Source organism: Cryobacterium sp. TMT2-18-2, from assembly GCF_004402245.1.
Classification (GTDB): domain Bacteria; phylum Actinomycetota; class Actinomycetes; order Actinomycetales; family Microbacteriaceae; genus Cryobacterium; species Cryobacterium sandaracinum.
Genome location: NZ_SOFU01000013.1, coordinates 1 through 15,315, shown reverse-complemented (window position 1 = coordinate 15,315; position 15,315 = coordinate 1). Strand labels below are relative to the sequence as shown.

Here is a 15,315-nt window from a genome sequence, read left to right as displayed (position 1 = left end):
ACGATGATCGTCGTCCCGCGCCCGGGAATTGTGTCGCCGGTGAGCACCGACCCGTACGGTCCGTCAGTGGGCAGCGGCAACCACACGGAATCCGCGGCGTGCTCCGGCGTGAGCCGAGCGAACCGTTCACTCGCCGCGCTGAGGTCCGCGTGGTGATGCGTGATCAGGATCGGCTCGATCGCGCGAGGCGGCCGCTCAGGCCCAGAGGCCGATGCTGAGCTGGAGGTGCGCGTCGCTGCCGAGCACCGCCTGCCCCATCGGGGCGATGGGAACCGGCAGTTGCCATTGCCCCTCGCTGGACTTGCCCGGTGCCCAGTCGAGCTGGTGGGGCAGCTCTGCCTGTTCGGCGATTCGACCGGCGAGGGTGCTATTCCACTCCCAGGTCACGCTTCTGGCCGCGCCCTTGTCGTTCACCTCGACGTCGACGATGAGCGTGTCCTGCCAGTCCGCGATCGGCTCAAGGTGTGCCCCGAAACCGTGGATGCCGCCCGTCTCCTTGAGTGAGATGACCTTGAGGTCGAGGGCGTAGCGGCACTTACGCACGTTCTTCGGCTGCAGGAAGATTGTCATCAGCGGGACCGGTGACAGCGGCCCGGCGATGCCCTTCTTCGTGGCGTTCAGATCGATCGGGCAATAATGATCGGCCGTCTGCTCATGAATAAGCGCAGGCACGCCACGGATGTCCAGCCTCGCCTCGCCCTGCCAGATGCGGTCCTTACGATCGAGCTCCACCCCGTGCAGGGCGACCTCCACCCGCAACCCGCCGAATAGGAAGCGGGAAAGGTTCTGGTACGTTTCCCCGGAGTTGACCAAGCCGTATCGACCCGAGTGGGAGCGATGGATGTAGGCCCGCGCGCCCCCGTAAACGTAGGCGTTGCGGATCGCGACGAGACCATCGGTCTGCACGCCCATGACCGCGGACGACAGCCCGGCGGCCACGGAATAGTCCCGCGAATTCGTGCCGACGATGCTGAGGATGCGGGAGGGAGGGAAGGAGCCCACCATGCGCCGGGGGTCCCACCGGCCCGTTTTCGGGTCGGTTTCCCGGGCAGGGTCGTGGGTGGCCGGCAGCATGTACTCCTGCATCTGCCGGGGGAGAAGATATCGCTCGCCAGCGGCACGAACCGGTCCATGAGCCAGCCCCGATCGGGCCGCCGAGCTCGGGGGAGATTCCTCCATGCGGGGTCCCGATCGTGCAGAGTTTCGACACCGCTTCGGCGGGGTCGGCCAGTTCGCGCTGCAGGACGGTGCGGCAGATCAGCCCGCTCATGAAGTGGGCCACGAGGTAGACAGGTGGTTCGCCGCGCGTCTTGGCACGCACCAGATCGATGAAATCGACGAGACCCCTGGCCGCGCGGCCGATGTCAAACGATTGCGGCTCGACCCCGAATGTGCCCGATGCGGTGTCGTAGAACCGGTGGATCCAGACGGAGTCCGGTTCCAGCGTGCAGGGATCGGCATTGATCAGGACGTTCTGCTGGCTGCCGGCCACTTCGATCCGGTACTGCTGGTCCTTGACAAGTCGCAGCAGCGGACCCTCGTATCGATAGAATCGGGGCTGCCCGCTGGCCCCCACCCGCACATGAGTCGAGCCCTCGTTGAAACCGTAAAACGGGCTATCCGCCGCATCGTCCATGGCATTCTGGCCGCCGGCAAAGCCCCGCACATAAATGATGGGGTAGCGTTCGCTCATCGCGTCTCCATTCGCAGGTCACGTGTCACGGCAGTAATCACGGTGACACGACTGGACGTGTTCGGCAAGCGGGTGGCGGTCCTGAACCGATCTCCCCGCTAACCCCGCACCGAAACCCGTCGATAGAGAAAACTGAGAGGTGCGACACGATGGATGCAGAGCCGCGCGAGACCGCGAGCACGACGATCGGACTGCTTCTGCGCCATGTCCGTGAGCGCGGTGGGGAGGGAGCCGTCACCGAGGTGCTCGCCCGGGCGGGCGTGCAGCACGATGCAAAGACTCTCCTGAACACGTCCGCGTGGGTCAGCTACGCCACCCGCATCCGGCTGTTCGAGGCCGCAACCGCGGTGCTCGGTGACCCGAACACCATGTTCACCGTGGGCACCGGTGCGGTCCGCGGTGACGTCCAGCCGGTGCTGGTGCAGCTCCTAAGTGTGTTCGCCTCACCCGGAGCAATTTTTCGCCAGCTGCCACGCATGGTGCCGAAGTTCACCACAACGTCGACGATGGATGCAGTGCGGGTCGGAAAGACCAGCGCGACCGTGCGCTATCGCCTCCACGACGGCTATCGTCCATCCCGACTCGACTGCCAATACGCCCAGGGACTGTTTTCGTCCGTTCCGGTCATCTTCGGCCTCGCCCTTGCCCACATCAGCCACCCGCAGTGCCAGTCGGACGGCTACCCGGCGTGCGAATACGTGCTGACCTGGTCAACGCGGGTGCGTTGGTGGTCGTGGCGCACGCGGAGTCGCTGGGTCGACGCATCCCTCGGCGTACTGCGCGACAAGGTGCGGGAGGTGCAACTGGCCGCGGCTGACCTCGTTAGCAGCGACGATGTCGACGAGGTGCTCGCCCGAATCGTCGATCGCGCCGCCTCCGCCGTGCTCGCGCCGTCGTACCTCCTCATCGTCGAACCTGCCGGGGGCGGCGCGCCGCTGGTCCGCCACCGAGGGCTTGGCGACGAACGTGGCGCCGATCTCGTGGCACGGATGCTGCGCGGCGAGCAACTGGGCGAGCGCGCGCTGGTCGTCGACATCGCCTCCAATCGCAGGATCCACGGGCATCTGGCCGCCGTGTTCACGGAAGGACACACCGCGATGCTAGGAGATCGGGCCCTGCTCGAGGCCTACGCCGGACACGCGGCCGCGGCCCTGGACCTGTTCACGGCGCTCGAGGAATCCCGCCGGGAGGGAGTTCGCACGGCCGCACTGCTCAACCTCGCCCACCAACTGGCGATCAGCGACAGCGTCGAGGCGATCGCGGAAGTCATCGCGTCGGCACTGGCGGCGATCGTCGGCAGTGACGCGGCATCCGTTCTCCTCTGGGACGCCGACCTTGGTGAGCTTCGCCCTGCCTCAGCCGTCGGTTTCGAGCCTGCCGATCGCGAATTCTTCATGCGTACGACGCTGACTGTGGAGCAGACGCCGGAGCTTCTCGGCCTTCTCAGGCGGCAGGAACGCGTTCTGATCACGGCTGACGACGCCAGCCCGGCCCTGGCGGAACTGCTCCGTGCCATCGGTTCACACAACGTTGTCGCCGTCCCCCTTCTCGCCGGGGATATGTTGATGGGCGTCGCGACGGCCAGCTGGGTTGCCCCCGTCGCGGCCGAGGTCCTGGCGGAGGCCATCACCCTGATCGAAGGTGTCAGCCACCAGGGAGAAACGGCCATGCAAAGGGCCCGGCTGCTTGAGACTGTGAGGCACCAATCCCAGCACGATGCCCTGACGGGCTTGCCCAACCGAGCGCTGTTCGCGCTGCTGCTCGACACCGCGCTGGCAGAGTGCCAGCCTCACAGCCGAACGGCGGTGCTGTTCTGCGACCTCGACAACTTCAAACGCGTCAATGACCGGCTGGGCCATCGCGTCGGGGACGAGCTGCTGCGGCAGGTCGCGGCTCGCCTGCGCGCCGAGGTTCGAACCAATGACATTGTCGGCCGCCTCGGTGGCGACGAGTTCGCGGTGCTGGTCACCGATCTCGACGGCGAAGATTCGGCCATCGAGCTGGCCCACCGAGTGGTCGGCTGCCTGAATCCGCCTTTCCACCTGGCCGGCCAGCACGTGCGCATCTCCGCCAGTGTGGGTGTTGCCTCGCACAGTGGACAGGGGGGTCGCGGCGAGCAGCTCCTCGACGCGGCCGACGCCGGGATGTACGACGCAAAGAGAACGGGACGGAATCAGATCGCCGTCGCCCGCACCGAGGTGCCGGGTAGTGCATCATCGAACCTGGAATCACCGGGGGAAACCGACACGTCACTGCTGGTCGAGCTGGCCCGTGCCGTCGAGGCAAACGAGATGAGGCTCTACTACCAACCTGTCGTGGACATCTCCCGTTTCGGCGAGGAGACGGTGGTGGGCGCGGAAGCCCTCATCCGCTGGGCGCACCCGCGACTGGGCGTTTTGGCCCCGGGCGCGTTCCTGCCGCTGGCGCAGGAACGCGGCCTCATCACCGAGATGGACCTGTGGGTGATCGCGACCGCGTGCCGGGACGTGGTCGAGTGGCCGCAGCTGGGCGCTCGTCCTCTGGGCGTCGCGGTCAACCTCGACGCCGCCACCCTTCTGGATCGTAGGCTCGTGTCGACGGTTCGCACGGCTCTCAACCGCAACGACCTCGCACCGGAGCGACTCACCCTCGAGGTGGTGGAGAGCAGATCTCTGGTCGACCTCCCCGGCATCGTCGAGCGCCTGGTGGAACTGCGCCGCCTGGGCATCCGCATTTCCCTGGACGATTTCGGCACCGGCTTCTCGACCCTGGCCTGGCTCAACACCCTTCCCGTCGACCAGATCAAGATCGACCGCAGCTTCATTCAGGATCTTCCCGACGCCTCTTCCGTCTCCCTCGTGCAGGGAATCCTGGCGCTGGCGTCGAAGCTCGACGTGGAGGTGATCGCCGAGGGGGTGGAGACCACGGAACAGCTCGATAGTCTCCGCACCAGCGGCGCCGTGCTCGCCCAGGGCTACCTGTTGGGCCGCCCGAGCGCGACCTGGGACCCGATGGCTGGAAGCGCGGTTGCGGCGGCCCGACGCGGGGCATAGCGCACGAATCGAGGCGTGCTCGCCTCAGCGCGGCCTGGCCGCCGGCGGCCGGCAGGACGGCCAACTGGTTCAGTCGTTCGGGGACACATCGCTCGCGATGACCCCGGCACCCTCGATGATGCCGTTCTTCCCAGAGCGCGAATTCGATGCCTGCAGCAGGGCGGCCGACGCGGCCCTGCTCTGGTGGGTCGAATTCAGCGTTGGAGAACAGCAGGCGCTCGTCGGCCAGGTGATCGATCGGATCGGCCGTGCTCTGGGCGGCTGAATGCAGTGGGCAGGCTCAGGCCAGCATGCTGCGCAGCATCCACGCCGTCTTTTCGTGCACGTCGAGGCGACGCACGAGCAGATCGGTGGAGACCTGGTCGGGAGCACCCTCGGCGAGGGGCAGTACCTCCCGGATGGTGCGGGCCGTGGCCTCGTGGGCGGCGACCAGGCGACGGAGCATCTCCGGGGCATCCGGCAGGTCGGTGTCCTCGCGCACGACGGCGAGCTCGGTGAACTCACGGTAGGTGCCCGGCGCCGGGGTGCCCAGTGCACGGATGCGCTCGGCGATGTCGTCGACGGCCAGCGCCAGCTCGGTGTACTCGTCCATGAACATGGTGTGCAGAGAGTGGAACATGGGGCCAACGACGTTCCAGTGGTAGCTGTGAGTCTTGAGGTACAGGGTGTACGAGTCCGCCAGCACCCGGGACAGGCCGTGAACGATCTTTTCGAGCTGCTGATCCGGGATACCGATGTCGATTATCTGACTCACTGGTGACTCCTTAGGTCGTGTGGGTATTCACGCTACACACCCGGGGTGTGACGCCCCCGTGAGGACCGGCGGCCAACCGCAGTGACCGCGAAACAGGTCAGTCGATCCGGGCCACGGTGACCGCGATCTCGGTCACGGCCGGGTTGCCGTTCTGGTCGAGCTGATCCGTGATCGCATTGTGCACGCGGCGGCTCACGTCGGTGGCCGCGAAGGGTGCGGCGACGCCGATCTTGACCGCGATCTTCAGGCCGCCCCTTTTCTCGGAGACGGAGACGGAGCTGGTCGATTGCGGCTTGCCGGTCACGGCTTCGACGGTGGTGGCGATCACCGAGGCGACCACGGTTGCCACGAGCGGGGCTGCCGAATACATCACATCCACGCCGGGGACTGCCAGTACCGCCTCGTCGAGTTGAGCGGTCAGCTGGGCCGGCGTCCCGGGGTCGGGCGCCGGCGCTTCAGGTGCAAGGGCGTCACTCATCGCTGCTCGCTTTCGCCGGCGGTGGTACGGGTTGGTACAGGTCGCCGATGGTGATGTCGACGGCCTCGACGGCGAGTTCCGTGTGCTGGCGAAGTGCGGTGTAAAGCGCCTCCCGGAGCTGCTCGGCGAGCGGTGGGATGTTCCTGCCCTCCAGAACCGTGGCATCTACGCGCACGGTGACGGGTGCGCCGGGCTCGCTGACCTCGCCGTCGAGGCGGCACCGGCCGACGATGATGTTCGGCACGCCGTCACCGGCGGCACGCAGAATGCCGCGCACCGCACCTTCGGTCACGCTCAGGCGAGCGGTGGGGGAGGGGTGGCTGATCGGGATGTCCCGGCCCGCGCGCGCCTCCAGATTGATGTGCTGCAGAATCGAGTTGACCCAGCTGTCCTCGCGTTCGGCTTCGCGCTCCACGTCCTTCCGGAACAGGGCACGCTGCGTGCGCCGGAGCCGCTGCATGCCGCGAAGGGCGATCTTGCACTCGGGGGAGCCGTCGATGCTCGGGTCAGCCGGGGTGCGGTCCCGGTCGAGGTAGTCGCTCAGCTCTTCGAAGGTGTGGCCCGCGAGCTCGTCGGAGAGGTTCATCATCGCCATTCCTCCATCTCTTGGAGCAGAGTCTTCCGAGCTCGGGCGAGAAGCCCACGAACCGTTGAAACGGGAAGGTCCAGTTCCTCCGCGATCTCGCCGTAGCTGCATTCCGCGAGTTCCCGCAGCATCCAGCAGCGGCGCTGGTCCTCCGGCAGATCGCCGAGGACACGCGTCAGGGCCTCGGTTTGAGACTCCGCCTCTACCAGTCTATGGGGGGAGTGCCTCTCCGGTGCCGGGGCGTCGGTGAGATCGATGTTGAGGTGCGGACGCCGGGCACGCAGCCGGTCGACGCTTTTCCGGCTCACGATCCGCATCAACCAGCTCCTGACGGCGGCGCCGTTGTCGAGGGTGGGCAGCTGCTGCCAGGCGGTGATGAATGACTCCTGAACGACGTCGTCCATCTCGTCACTTGATCCGAGGACCCGGCTGGCATACACCCGCATCAGCGGGCCGTAGCGACGCACGAGTACCTCAAACGCCCGAATGTCCCCGTCGGCGGCGCGATCGGCCAGGGTCTGGTCGGTGAATGACTCAAGCGGAGATGCGAGCGGTGCCCGGGTCGGGGTCGTTGTCATCATTCCTCCACCCTTTCACCCGCCGTGTCCAAAAGTTATTTGACAAATCCGTGTGACAAATGTGCCACAACCCACGTCGTATTACTGACAGCCTTTGTCAGCCGCAGACCGGAAGGACTCCCGATGTTCCACTCACCCGCCGTCGACGACAGCATATCCGCCGGCGCCGTTATGCCCACGTTCGATGCGTTGCTCGTCGGTCCGGCCGATGATGATGGTGACGCCGGGGACTCGACGGCTGCGACCGCATACGTCTGGGGCACACGCGCCTGGCTGCCACCGACGCAACACCACTGGAAAAAGAAGACGCTATGAGTGCATCCGACAAGATCGAGAACGCCGCCCAAGACCTCAAGGGCAAGGCCACTGAGGCCGTGGGCAAGGCCACCAAGGATGATTCCAAGGTTGCCGACGGCAAGGCAGAGCAGTCTTCGGCGAGTGTGAAGAAGGCTGGCGAAAACGTCAAGGACGCGTTCAAGCACTGAGTTCTTCACGCAAAGAGCGTCATATCCAGTCGTTGCGCTTGAACAGCACGTAGAGCAGCGCCGATAGCCCCACGATCAGCGCGGCAGAGCTGTAATAGCCCAACGGCTGGGCGAAGCCGGGGTAGGGCACGTTCTGGCCGTAGAAGCCCGTGATGGCTGTGGGCACGGCGACGATGGCCGCATAACCGGTCACCTTCTTCGTGATCACGTTGAGCCGGTTGCCCTGAATCGCCAGATTCGCCTCAAGAATGGCGGTGGCCTGGTCACGCAGGCTCTCCGTCCATTCCATGACGCGCAGCACATGGTCGTACACGTCTTGGAAATACGGACCCATCTCGTCCCGCAACAGGTGCAGATCGCGCCGCAGCAGCGTGTTCACGACCTCGCGCATGGGAAGGATGACCCGGCGTAACGTCAGGAGACTCTTGCGCAGTTCGAAGGAGGCCCGCTGCACCGCTTCCTGCTTGGTTCCCGGCAGGAAGAGTTGGTCCTCGAGTTCTTCGATTTGGTCGTCCAGTGCTTCGACGGCGTCGAAATAGCCGTCGACGAGGTGGTCGAGCAGGCCGTGCAGGAGGAAGGCCACTCCGTTCCGGGCCAGATCGGACGCCGAATCCCAGCGGGCCACGACGGCCTCCAGGTCGAAGGCTCCAGTGTGCACGGTCACCAGGGCCCGGTCGGTGATGAACGCCGCGATCTCGTGCGTGGTGACCTGAGCGGTCGCCACACCGAATTCGGCCGAGTACGCGGACAGGAACAGGTGGTCAGGGTAGCGGTCGAGCTTGGGTCTCTGTTGCAGCGTCAGGGCGTCTTCGACCGCCAGTTCGTGCAGGCCCAGCTCGCCCGCGAGGTGGGCGAGATCTTCTTCGCCGGGATCGGCGAGGTCCACCCAGACGACGGCGCCGGACAGGGCGAGGTGCTCAGACACCTCGCTGAGCGGGAAATCCTCGTCGACGAGAGAGCCGTCGCGGTAGCAGCGGGTACGGGGTGTGGGCACACTCCAGTCAAGCCCGATCTCGACCGATCTAATAGGTCAGCGCGCGGGGGGCTCCCAGGCGGCGATGGATGTGACGGTGTCGAGCACCTGCGTGCGTCCGGCATCCGTCAGCTCGATGCGGAGGCTCGGTGAGTCCAGCGTCATCGCCACGGTGAGTCGCGCGACGGCGTCCGCACCGGTCCAGAGGAGTTCGAGTCGGTCGTCACCGATGGCCGTCCAGGAGAAGTCGCCGTCGAAGGCCGGGTGCGTGCTGCGGATGCGGGTCAGGCCGAGCTGGGCCCGGGTCACGTCGGTCGCGAGGGCCCGTTCGACCTCCTCCGCCGTGTAAACGTGGCGGTTGACGTCGCGGCCGTTGCCGGTGCGCTCGAAGAGTTCCGTGTCGTCGAGGCCGCCGAGCAGTCCCACGTAGTACACCTGCGGTCGGCCGGGCAGGAAGTGCTGCACGGCGCGGGCCAGAAGATAGGGCACTTCCTCGCCGCCGAGGACGCTGTAGAACGTCGCGTTGATCTGGTGCGGCAGCGTGAACCACTCGGGCACGACGGATGCGATGGAGGAGTGGCCGTGTGTGGCACGCTCCGCCCGCGCGAAGATGTCGATCATCTCGGCCTGGGTCAGCAGGCCCGGCTTGTCGCCGATCGGCCCCGCGTCGATTATGCCGATACCGTCGTGAGTGTCGAGCACGGTGATGGCGTTCGCGGGGCGGATCTTGAACCAGTCGGCGAGGCGGTCAACGGTTCCGGTGCCGAGCGAATGAAGAAGCAGAGGCGCCAGCGCGAAGTCGTAGACGCGGTCGACCAGCGGGGCGATCGCGAGCTGCTGGCTGTAATGCGCGTGCACCTCGACCAGCACCTCGAGGCTCTCCTCGTGGGCCATGGCCACGACCGTGCGGGCGAACTCGAGGGTCTGCTCGGTCATGAAGCTATCGGTTCCGGGGGTCTTCACGGCGTAGCCGACGGCGTCGAGGCGCACCGTTGTGACGCCGCCGGCGGCCAGCGTCTGCAACACCCGACGCAGATAGGCGAGGGCCGCGGGGTGGTTCACGTCCAGGTCGACCTGGGTGGGCATGAAGGTCGTCCAGACGAGGTGACGGCTACCGTCGGCGCCCTGGAAGGCGGTGAAGGGGAGTCCAGGTCGCGGCCGGTAGAACGCCGTGATGTCCTTCTCGGTGCCGCCGTTCGGGAACACGGTGTCGAAGGTGAGGAACATGCCCTCGGAGGTGGAGGCGGTGCCGTGGGCCAGCCAGTCGATGAACTCGACCGACGAGGAGGAGACGTGGTTGACGATGAGGTCCGCGGTGAGCCCGCGCGTGCCGGCGAGGCTGCGCATGTCGTCCCAGGTGCCCAGGCGGGCATCGACCGCGGCGTGGTCGATCGGGTCGAAGCCGGCATCCGCGCCGTCGAAGGGAACGTAGAACGGCAGCACGTGCACGCTGCCGAAGGCCCTCAGCGGGCCGTCGAGGAGCGCCTGCAGATTGTGGATGGTGCCGCCCAGGCGGTCGGCGTAGACGAGCAGCTCGATTGTGGTCATGTTCAACTCCGGTTCGACTCGGCGCGGCAACGAACAGCACCGATTCAGAAGTTACGGCACCCGGTGGACCAGAGCAATTCCGGTGGCGGTCCTGGGGCCGCCGAGCTTTCGGTGGTCGAGCCTGTCGAGAACACGGTCATTCCTCGTCCCCAGTGACGGTCTTCCGTTCGGCCGCGTCGGTCATCCGGGTGCGCGATGTGGTGGCGTTTCGCCGGGTGCGGGGCCCGGTCTCGAGCCAGGGTGGTGCCATGATCTGCGCGGCGCCGTGCAGCATGCGGATGTTCCAGCCGGAGGCGGCGAGGTAGCGGTGGTGCCACCAGCAGAGCAGCACCCCGTTGTCGGTGCAACGCTAATGTGACCTCTATGAAGATAGTGACAGCCGCGGCTGTGTACGCACGTATTTCCTCCGACCAAACAGGCGAAGGACTCGGAGTGCAACGCCAACTTGAGGACTGTCGGAAGCTGGCCGCTGAGAGAGGCTGGACGATCGCCGAGGAGTATGTCGACAACGATATTTCAGCGTATCGAGGCCAGGCGCGCCCGGAGTACGCGCGAATGCTCACCGACATCGCCGAGGGCCGCCGCGACGCAGTGATTGCCTACCACCAGGACCGACTGACCCGCCGACCGATGGAGTGGGAACAGTTCGTCGATCTCTGCGACAAGGCGGGCGTCGAGCAACTCGCCACGGTCACCTCGGATATCAACTTCGGTAACGACAACGGTATGCTGATCGCCCGAATCACGGCAGCCGTCGCCGCGAACGAGTCGGCCCGAAAGTCCGCTCGGATCAATCGCAAGATCCAGCAGAACGTGGAGTTGGGCAAGCCCAACGGTGGCGCGCAGCGCCCCTTCGGTTACGACGAGGACAAACTCACCGTCCGAGAATCCGAGGCTGAAATCGTGCGTGCGGTAGTCGACCGCTTTCTTGCGGGTGAGTCCGTACGATCTCTCGCGTCGTGGATGAATGAGCAGGAGATCCCCACCACAGCGGGCGGGACGAATTGGCGAACATCAACTCTCCGCGGGATTCTCCGGTCCGGGCGCATTGCCGGTCTGCGTGATCATCACGGCGAGGCAGCGGGGCCGGCCGCGTGGCCGGCGCTCGTCAGCGAAGCGAAGCACCATCAGATTCTGGCTATGTTCGCAACCAGGATGAACTCTGGCAGGCGTGCACCACGCCGGTATCTGTTGTCCGGGCTGCTGCGCTGTGGGAAGTGCGGTTCCCCGCTCTACAGCGCAGCCCGAGAGGACCGCCGCCGATACGTATGCTTGTCCGGCCCGGATCACCGGGGCTGCGGTCGACTCACCGTGGTGGCGCAACCAGTGGAGGAACTAATCTCCACCGCCGTGCTGATGCGGCTGGACACACCAGTCATGGGCGACACCTTGTCCGGGCGCGCGGCAGCGGACGAACGCCAATCTGCACTCTTAGCCGAGCTGCAGACTGCACAGTCCAAGATGACCGAGCTAATGGAGATGTGGGCGGCGGGTGAAATCTCCCGGCCCGAATTGAGGGCCGCGCGCACGCCCCTCGAAGCGAGAGTCGAGAACGCCCAACGTCAACTCGATCAGATCACTGGCACGCACGCCCTTGATGGTCTTGTCGGCCATGGTGAGGAACTGGCGGCGGGTTGGGACGCCTTGAACCTCGACCGTCAGGTCGCCATTGTTCGAGCGGTGCTGGACTACGCGACTATTCTTCCCGGTGTCCTAGGCGCACGGACGGTAGACCCTTCCCGTGTCGTTCCCAGCTGGCAGCTATGAGGCACGGCGCGCAGCGTCCGGCGCTGCGCGCTCGTCCGGCTGCACACCGCCCCTCAGCAGCACGCCAACCAAGGCAACCACAGCAGGATTAGTCACCCCTACGGGCACGCCTTGAGCCACACAGGAAGCCTCAAGCCACACCCGCACGACAGCCCGGTCGATAGCCATCATCGACCCCACTGCGCCCAGACAGCGGGCGGACCCTTCCAGTCTTCATTCTCCGCCGACGACCACTGATGAACCGGAGCAGACGAAAACAAGTCTGACGCCTGTTCCAGGACATCGCCCGCAGATGTGCCCGACAACGACAGCACTTCCGGTTTGAAGCCCTGAGCCACGTCATACCGATGCAGGCCCAGTACGCGGGCATCCAAGTCGGTGAAGGTCTTAGCCACATACTTCGACAAGTACCCAGCAGCGCGCCGTGCCTCGGAGAGTGGCCCAGAGCCGACCGGTAGATCCCCAAGCAACTTGATGTGCACGAAACCGTGGCCCCAGGCGGATTCGATCAACGATCGCTTGATGTATCGACCAACCGCGAAGTGCGCATGCAGACCGTGACCGGACTTGTGCCACTCCGGAACCCACACATACGGCAGCGGCTTGCCGCCCAGTGACGTGCGAAGCGAGCGGAAGAACTCGCCCAGGTGGAAACGTAACAAGGCTGGATCATGGCAACCCTCACCAGCGAAGGTCAGCGTGCCGAGCCGATTGAGACGATTCGCAGCGCAGTAGCGGCGCAAAGATGCACGCGCACGACGCCCTGCCTCCGATGCCGAACGTTCAGGATCGACAGCGAAACCACGTGATACGTATGAGGGTGTCCGGCGCGTTGAGCCGTGGAAAGTGCCACCGCCCTCGCTGGCTTCGGGATAGAGCGAAAAAGTCCAGCCCGAGTCCGGGCGGGCGAGAGGGCGTAGAGAAGGTGGGCAAGGTGCAAGAGACATGACGGCCTAGTGATCGAAAGCAACGGGATCACTGATTCCCCAGGAGGCGAGCACCCACTCAATGGAAGGGCCACACAGGGACCGCACGAGCGGTTCGCCGAGGATCAGCTCCCGGTTTTCCACCGAGCATGGCCTTAGACACCCGGCTGCGATCCGACTCCGGCCTTTTCTGGCTTCGACTCGCGGACCCGTATCTTGCGGCCCATTGCCACCAGGCCGGATGCGGCCTTCGGAAACTTGGTAGCGAGTCATGTCTACAGCACGAGTTACACGCCTGTCATTAGTTCACAGGCAAAACACGGCTGCCGCGGAATAGGCCGCGCTTCGCGCGACCAATTCCTTGCCCTCGATCGCCCTACCGGGCTCCCGAGTTATGTTGCTTATTCAAGTGAAGTGAGGTGGCTTCGCCACCTCAGGCAAGATGTCTCGCGCTTCCCCAGCGGAGGTAGTAGGCAAAGAAGGGATCGGCTATGTGGAGAACAGAGTTGGGCCCATCCTCGACATACTCGAGAACCGGTTGGACCCCACCGGCAAGAGTTCCATCGTCACCGTCCAGTTCTTCTTCTGTGGGCGCTGGCTCAGAAAGCCTTGTAAGCGCGATACGGCTCATCTGAAGGAGAACGCGCGTATTCTGGTGAGGAGCGGGCGCGGCCGTACCCTCCAGCACTTCTCCAACTGATCGTCCGACTTCCTCTTTGGATAATGAAAGTTTGGGACCGGTTGCGGCAAGTGCCGCCAGTACAAGGCCATACCCGTCCACGATCACGCCATTCTTCAGCGTCCAACTTGTCCGCTTCTTGCTTCCCTCCTCCGGACCGCTAAGGAGTCTCTTGAACCAACTCCCCATCGTGGCGTCGACGTGTGCGGTGAAGAACAGGTCCCAGTCAGGCGGTGGCTGGAGGCGCTTGGAAATGGGCGATGTTTCGTGCAAGTCATTGACCTTGCACAGTTCTCGACACAGTCGCTGCATGATATGAGGGCTACCGAAGCTCATCTGGGCAAGCCTTTTGGCAATAGAAAAGTCCTCGTCCACCGCGTTGAGGAGCGGGAAACCCTTGGCAGCGATGACCAGAAGCTCATCAACGTCCCACAGCTCAATTTCGAAGGGGTCCACCCTGCCGATCATGTCTTCGACCACGGATGTAGAGTCATTCACTCTGTGAGAGATTGCAGTGAAAATAGCAGGCAGGCCCTTGTAAACGAGCGGCTTCACAGCTCGGACGATCTCGGTCTGAACTGGGCGAGTGATGAAGTGGAAGTCGTCCACAACCAGCGTTCGCCCCGACGCTAGCAGCGCCTTCTTCACCCCAGCGGCCAGCGACCGCACCGTAACCGTCTGTGTCAATTCACTACTACCGGCCGTGAAATCTCCACCGCCCTCTGCGTTGACTAGGAAGGGCAGACCACCACTAACCCTCGCAACAGCAGTCGCAGCTGTGTTCTTTTCTTTCTCGACCCCGATCTGAACGTGGAGACCTAGTTCATCGCCGATTATCGACCAGAAGGTGTCCAAGTCGTCGAGACCTTGACCGTCAACCCAAATGGGATTGTCGATAACGCGCTCCAGGAGAACCGTCTTGCCGGTCTTCGTTGGACCGACAAGGGTGAGAATCGATCCGCGTTCGCGCACGTACTCGAGCAGTTTCTGCTCAAGTTGGTGGTCGGAGCGGGAGTTGTACGTGTGCTCTGGGTAACGGCCCGGCACGAACACCTCGGTGGTTTGAACTATGTCTATGGTCACAGTCGAACGCTATCGCGCTGACTGCAGTGCGCTGTGCAATTCGAGGGGTCGTATTTGCAACTTGTGCCGTTGTCGGTGTGCGTCGGTCCGCTCTCGGAGTGCGGGATCGCGTGGTGGATCTCGGCCATCCCGGCCGGGATTTTGCAGCCCGGGATGATGCAGGCGCCGTCGCGGAGTTGGATCGTCCGGCGTTGCGCGGCGGTGAAGCACCGTTCGGGTGAGCCGAGGGCGATGATGCGGCCCTCGTCGGTGATGACGACTTTCTGTTGTCCGCCGGTGCTGATCAGGTCTGTGACGGCGCTGATCGAGATCGGGGTGTCGACGCCGTCGATGGTCGGGGCCTCCCCGGCCCGGGAGGCGACGTCGAGGATCACGGCGAGCACGTCGTGGCGCCGCTGGTCGGGCGTACGGTCGTCGCGTTCGAGCGGCGCCTGCTCCCGCTCGGCGTCGGCTTCTTCCGCGGTGTGGAAGGCGACCGGGGCGCTCTTCGGCGACAGGTACGCGTCGAAGAGGCGGTGCAGCTTGCCCGCGATCTCGGGCATCAACGCCCCGAGACCGGCACGATGCCGTCGCGTTCGCGGCCGAGCCGGATCCCGCGCACCATCAGGGCGTGGTCGTTGGGCCGGGACTCGTCGGGTGCGAGCACGGCCCTCCAGACCGCACCCTGCAACCGGATCTCATCCGCCGACGCCGGCACCGGGGTTTCGGAGCTGGTGCCGGTGGCCGAGGCGAC

The 15,315-nt window shown here is 65.0% G+C and carries 18 protein-coding genes; 6 read left to right on the top strand and 12 right to left on the bottom strand.

The window, feature by feature from the left end; translation table 11 throughout:
- Nucleotides 1–195 precede the first annotated feature (195 nt).
- Nucleotides 196–1,086 (bottom strand): hypothetical protein, encoded by an 891-nt coding sequence (locus E3O22_RS04205; RefSeq protein WP_134395321.1) that lies wholly within the window; start codon nucleotides 1,084–1,086, stop codon nucleotides 196–198.
- A gap of 91 nt (nucleotides 1,087–1,177) precedes the next feature.
- Here E3O22_RS04205 and E3O22_RS04200 point away from each other — a divergent pair, with 91 nt between their 5' ends.
- The 3 genes from E3O22_RS04200 to E3O22_RS04190 are packed head-to-tail and all read left to right on the top strand — an operon-like array spanning nucleotide 1,178 to nucleotide 4,990.
- On the top strand, nucleotides 1,178–1,795 hold the full coding sequence (locus tag E3O22_RS04200; RefSeq protein ID WP_134395320.1) for a hypothetical protein: 618 nt from the start codon (nucleotides 1,178–1,180) through the stop codon (nucleotides 1,793–1,795).
- A gap of 47 nt (nucleotides 1,796–1,842) precedes the next feature.
- A complete protein-coding gene (locus E3O22_RS04195) occupies nucleotides 1,843–4,725 on the top strand; it encodes a bifunctional diguanylate cyclase/phosphodiesterase (protein WP_134395319.1) in 2,883 nt (960 codons plus the stop codon).
- Entirely contained in the window at nucleotides 4,700–4,990 is a 291-nt protein-coding gene (locus E3O22_RS04190; protein WP_134395318.1) for a hypothetical protein, read from the top strand. The genes E3O22_RS04195 and E3O22_RS04190 overlap by 26 nt, the downstream gene beginning before the upstream one ends.
- A 15-nt stretch (nucleotides 4,991–5,005) precedes the next feature.
- On the opposite strand, the gene E3O22_RS04185 is transcribed toward E3O22_RS04190, so the two are convergent.
- The 4 genes from E3O22_RS04185 to E3O22_RS04170 form a co-directional block, all read right to left on the bottom strand.
- Nucleotides 5,006–5,479, bottom strand: coding sequence for a Dps family protein (locus tag E3O22_RS04185; protein ID WP_104102258.1), 474 nt, complete (start codon nucleotides 5,477–5,479; stop codon nucleotides 5,006–5,008).
- Between the two features lie 97 nt (nucleotides 5,480–5,576).
- On the bottom strand, nucleotides 5,577–5,957 hold the full coding sequence (locus tag E3O22_RS04180; protein ID WP_134395317.1) for a hypothetical protein: 381 nt from the start codon (nucleotides 5,955–5,957) through the stop codon (nucleotides 5,577–5,579).
- The gene (locus E3O22_RS04175; protein WP_241976507.1) at nucleotides 5,950–6,546 is read right to left on the bottom strand and encodes an Asp23/Gls24 family envelope stress response protein; all 597 of its coding nucleotides are present in this window, start codon (nucleotides 6,544–6,546) and stop codon (nucleotides 5,950–5,952) included. The genes E3O22_RS04180 and E3O22_RS04175 overlap by 8 nt, the downstream gene beginning before the upstream one ends.
- Nucleotides 6,543–7,121: an RNA polymerase sigma factor gene (locus E3O22_RS04170; protein ID WP_134395390.1), complete on the bottom strand. Its 579-nt coding sequence runs from the start codon at nucleotides 7,119–7,121 to the stop codon at nucleotides 6,543–6,545. The genes E3O22_RS04175 and E3O22_RS04170 overlap by 4 nt, the downstream gene beginning before the upstream one ends.
- Nucleotides 7,122–7,244: 123 nt before the next feature.
- On the opposite strand from E3O22_RS04170, the gene E3O22_RS04165 reads away from it, so the two are divergent.
- Together E3O22_RS04165 and E3O22_RS04160 are read left to right on the top strand one after the other, a co-directional pair.
- A complete protein-coding gene (locus E3O22_RS04165; protein ID WP_134395315.1) occupies nucleotides 7,245–7,436 on the top strand; it encodes a hypothetical protein in 192 nt (63 codons plus the stop codon).
- On the top strand, nucleotides 7,433–7,606 hold the full coding sequence (locus E3O22_RS04160) for a CsbD family protein (protein WP_104195005.1): 174 nt from the start codon (nucleotides 7,433–7,435) through the stop codon (nucleotides 7,604–7,606). The genes E3O22_RS04165 and E3O22_RS04160 overlap by 4 nt, the downstream gene beginning before the upstream one ends.
- Before the next feature lie 19 nt (nucleotides 7,607–7,625).
- Here the strand turns inward: E3O22_RS04160 and E3O22_RS04155 are convergent, their stop codons facing one another.
- The 3 genes from E3O22_RS04155 to E3O22_RS04145 form a co-directional block, all read right to left on the bottom strand.
- Nucleotides 7,626–8,600, bottom strand: coding sequence for a magnesium transporter CorA family protein (locus E3O22_RS04155; protein WP_134395314.1), 975 nt, complete (start codon nucleotides 8,598–8,600; stop codon nucleotides 7,626–7,628).
- A 36-nt stretch (nucleotides 8,601–8,636) separates the two neighbouring features.
- Nucleotides 8,637–10,127 carry a sucrose phosphorylase gene (gtfA, locus tag E3O22_RS04150; RefSeq protein WP_134395313.1) on the bottom strand — a complete coding sequence of 497 codons (1,491 nt, stop codon included), beginning with the start codon at nucleotides 10,125–10,127 and terminating at the stop codon, nucleotides 8,637–8,639.
- 136 nt (nucleotides 10,128–10,263) lie between these two features.
- Entirely contained in the window at nucleotides 10,264–10,458 is a 195-nt protein-coding gene (locus tag E3O22_RS04145; RefSeq protein ID WP_134395312.1) for a hypothetical protein, read from the bottom strand.
- A 32-nt stretch (nucleotides 10,459–10,490) separates the two neighbouring features.
- On the opposite strand from E3O22_RS04145, the gene E3O22_RS04140 reads away from it, so the two are divergent.
- Complete coding sequence (locus E3O22_RS04140) at nucleotides 10,491–11,894, top strand: recombinase family protein (RefSeq protein WP_134395311.1); 1,404 nt, start codon at nucleotides 10,491–10,493, stop codon at nucleotides 11,892–11,894.
- 167 nt (nucleotides 11,895–12,061) lie between these two features.
- Here the strand turns inward: E3O22_RS04140 and E3O22_RS04135 are convergent, their stop codons facing one another.
- The 4 genes from E3O22_RS04135 to E3O22_RS15810 all read right to left on the bottom strand — a co-directional run.
- Nucleotides 12,062–12,637 (bottom strand): hypothetical protein, encoded by a 576-nt coding sequence (locus E3O22_RS04135; RefSeq protein ID WP_241976505.1) that lies wholly within the window; start codon nucleotides 12,635–12,637, stop codon nucleotides 12,062–12,064.
- A gap of 616 nt (nucleotides 12,638–13,253) precedes the next feature.
- Nucleotides 13,254–14,582 carry a hypothetical protein gene (locus E3O22_RS04130; RefSeq protein WP_134395309.1) on the bottom strand — a complete coding sequence of 443 codons (1,329 nt, stop codon included), beginning with the start codon at nucleotides 14,580–14,582 and terminating at the stop codon, nucleotides 13,254–13,256.
- Nucleotides 14,579–15,124, bottom strand: a complete 546-nt coding sequence (locus E3O22_RS04125; RefSeq protein ID WP_134395308.1) for an HNH endonuclease signature motif containing protein — start codon at nucleotides 15,122–15,124, stop codon at nucleotides 14,579–14,581. The genes E3O22_RS04130 and E3O22_RS04125 overlap by 4 nt, the downstream gene beginning before the upstream one ends.
- A partial coding sequence (locus E3O22_RS15810; protein WP_166784548.1) for a hypothetical protein occupies nucleotides 15,124–15,315 on the bottom strand: 192 nt, incomplete at its 5' end. The genes E3O22_RS15810 and E3O22_RS04125, both read right to left, overlap by 1 nt.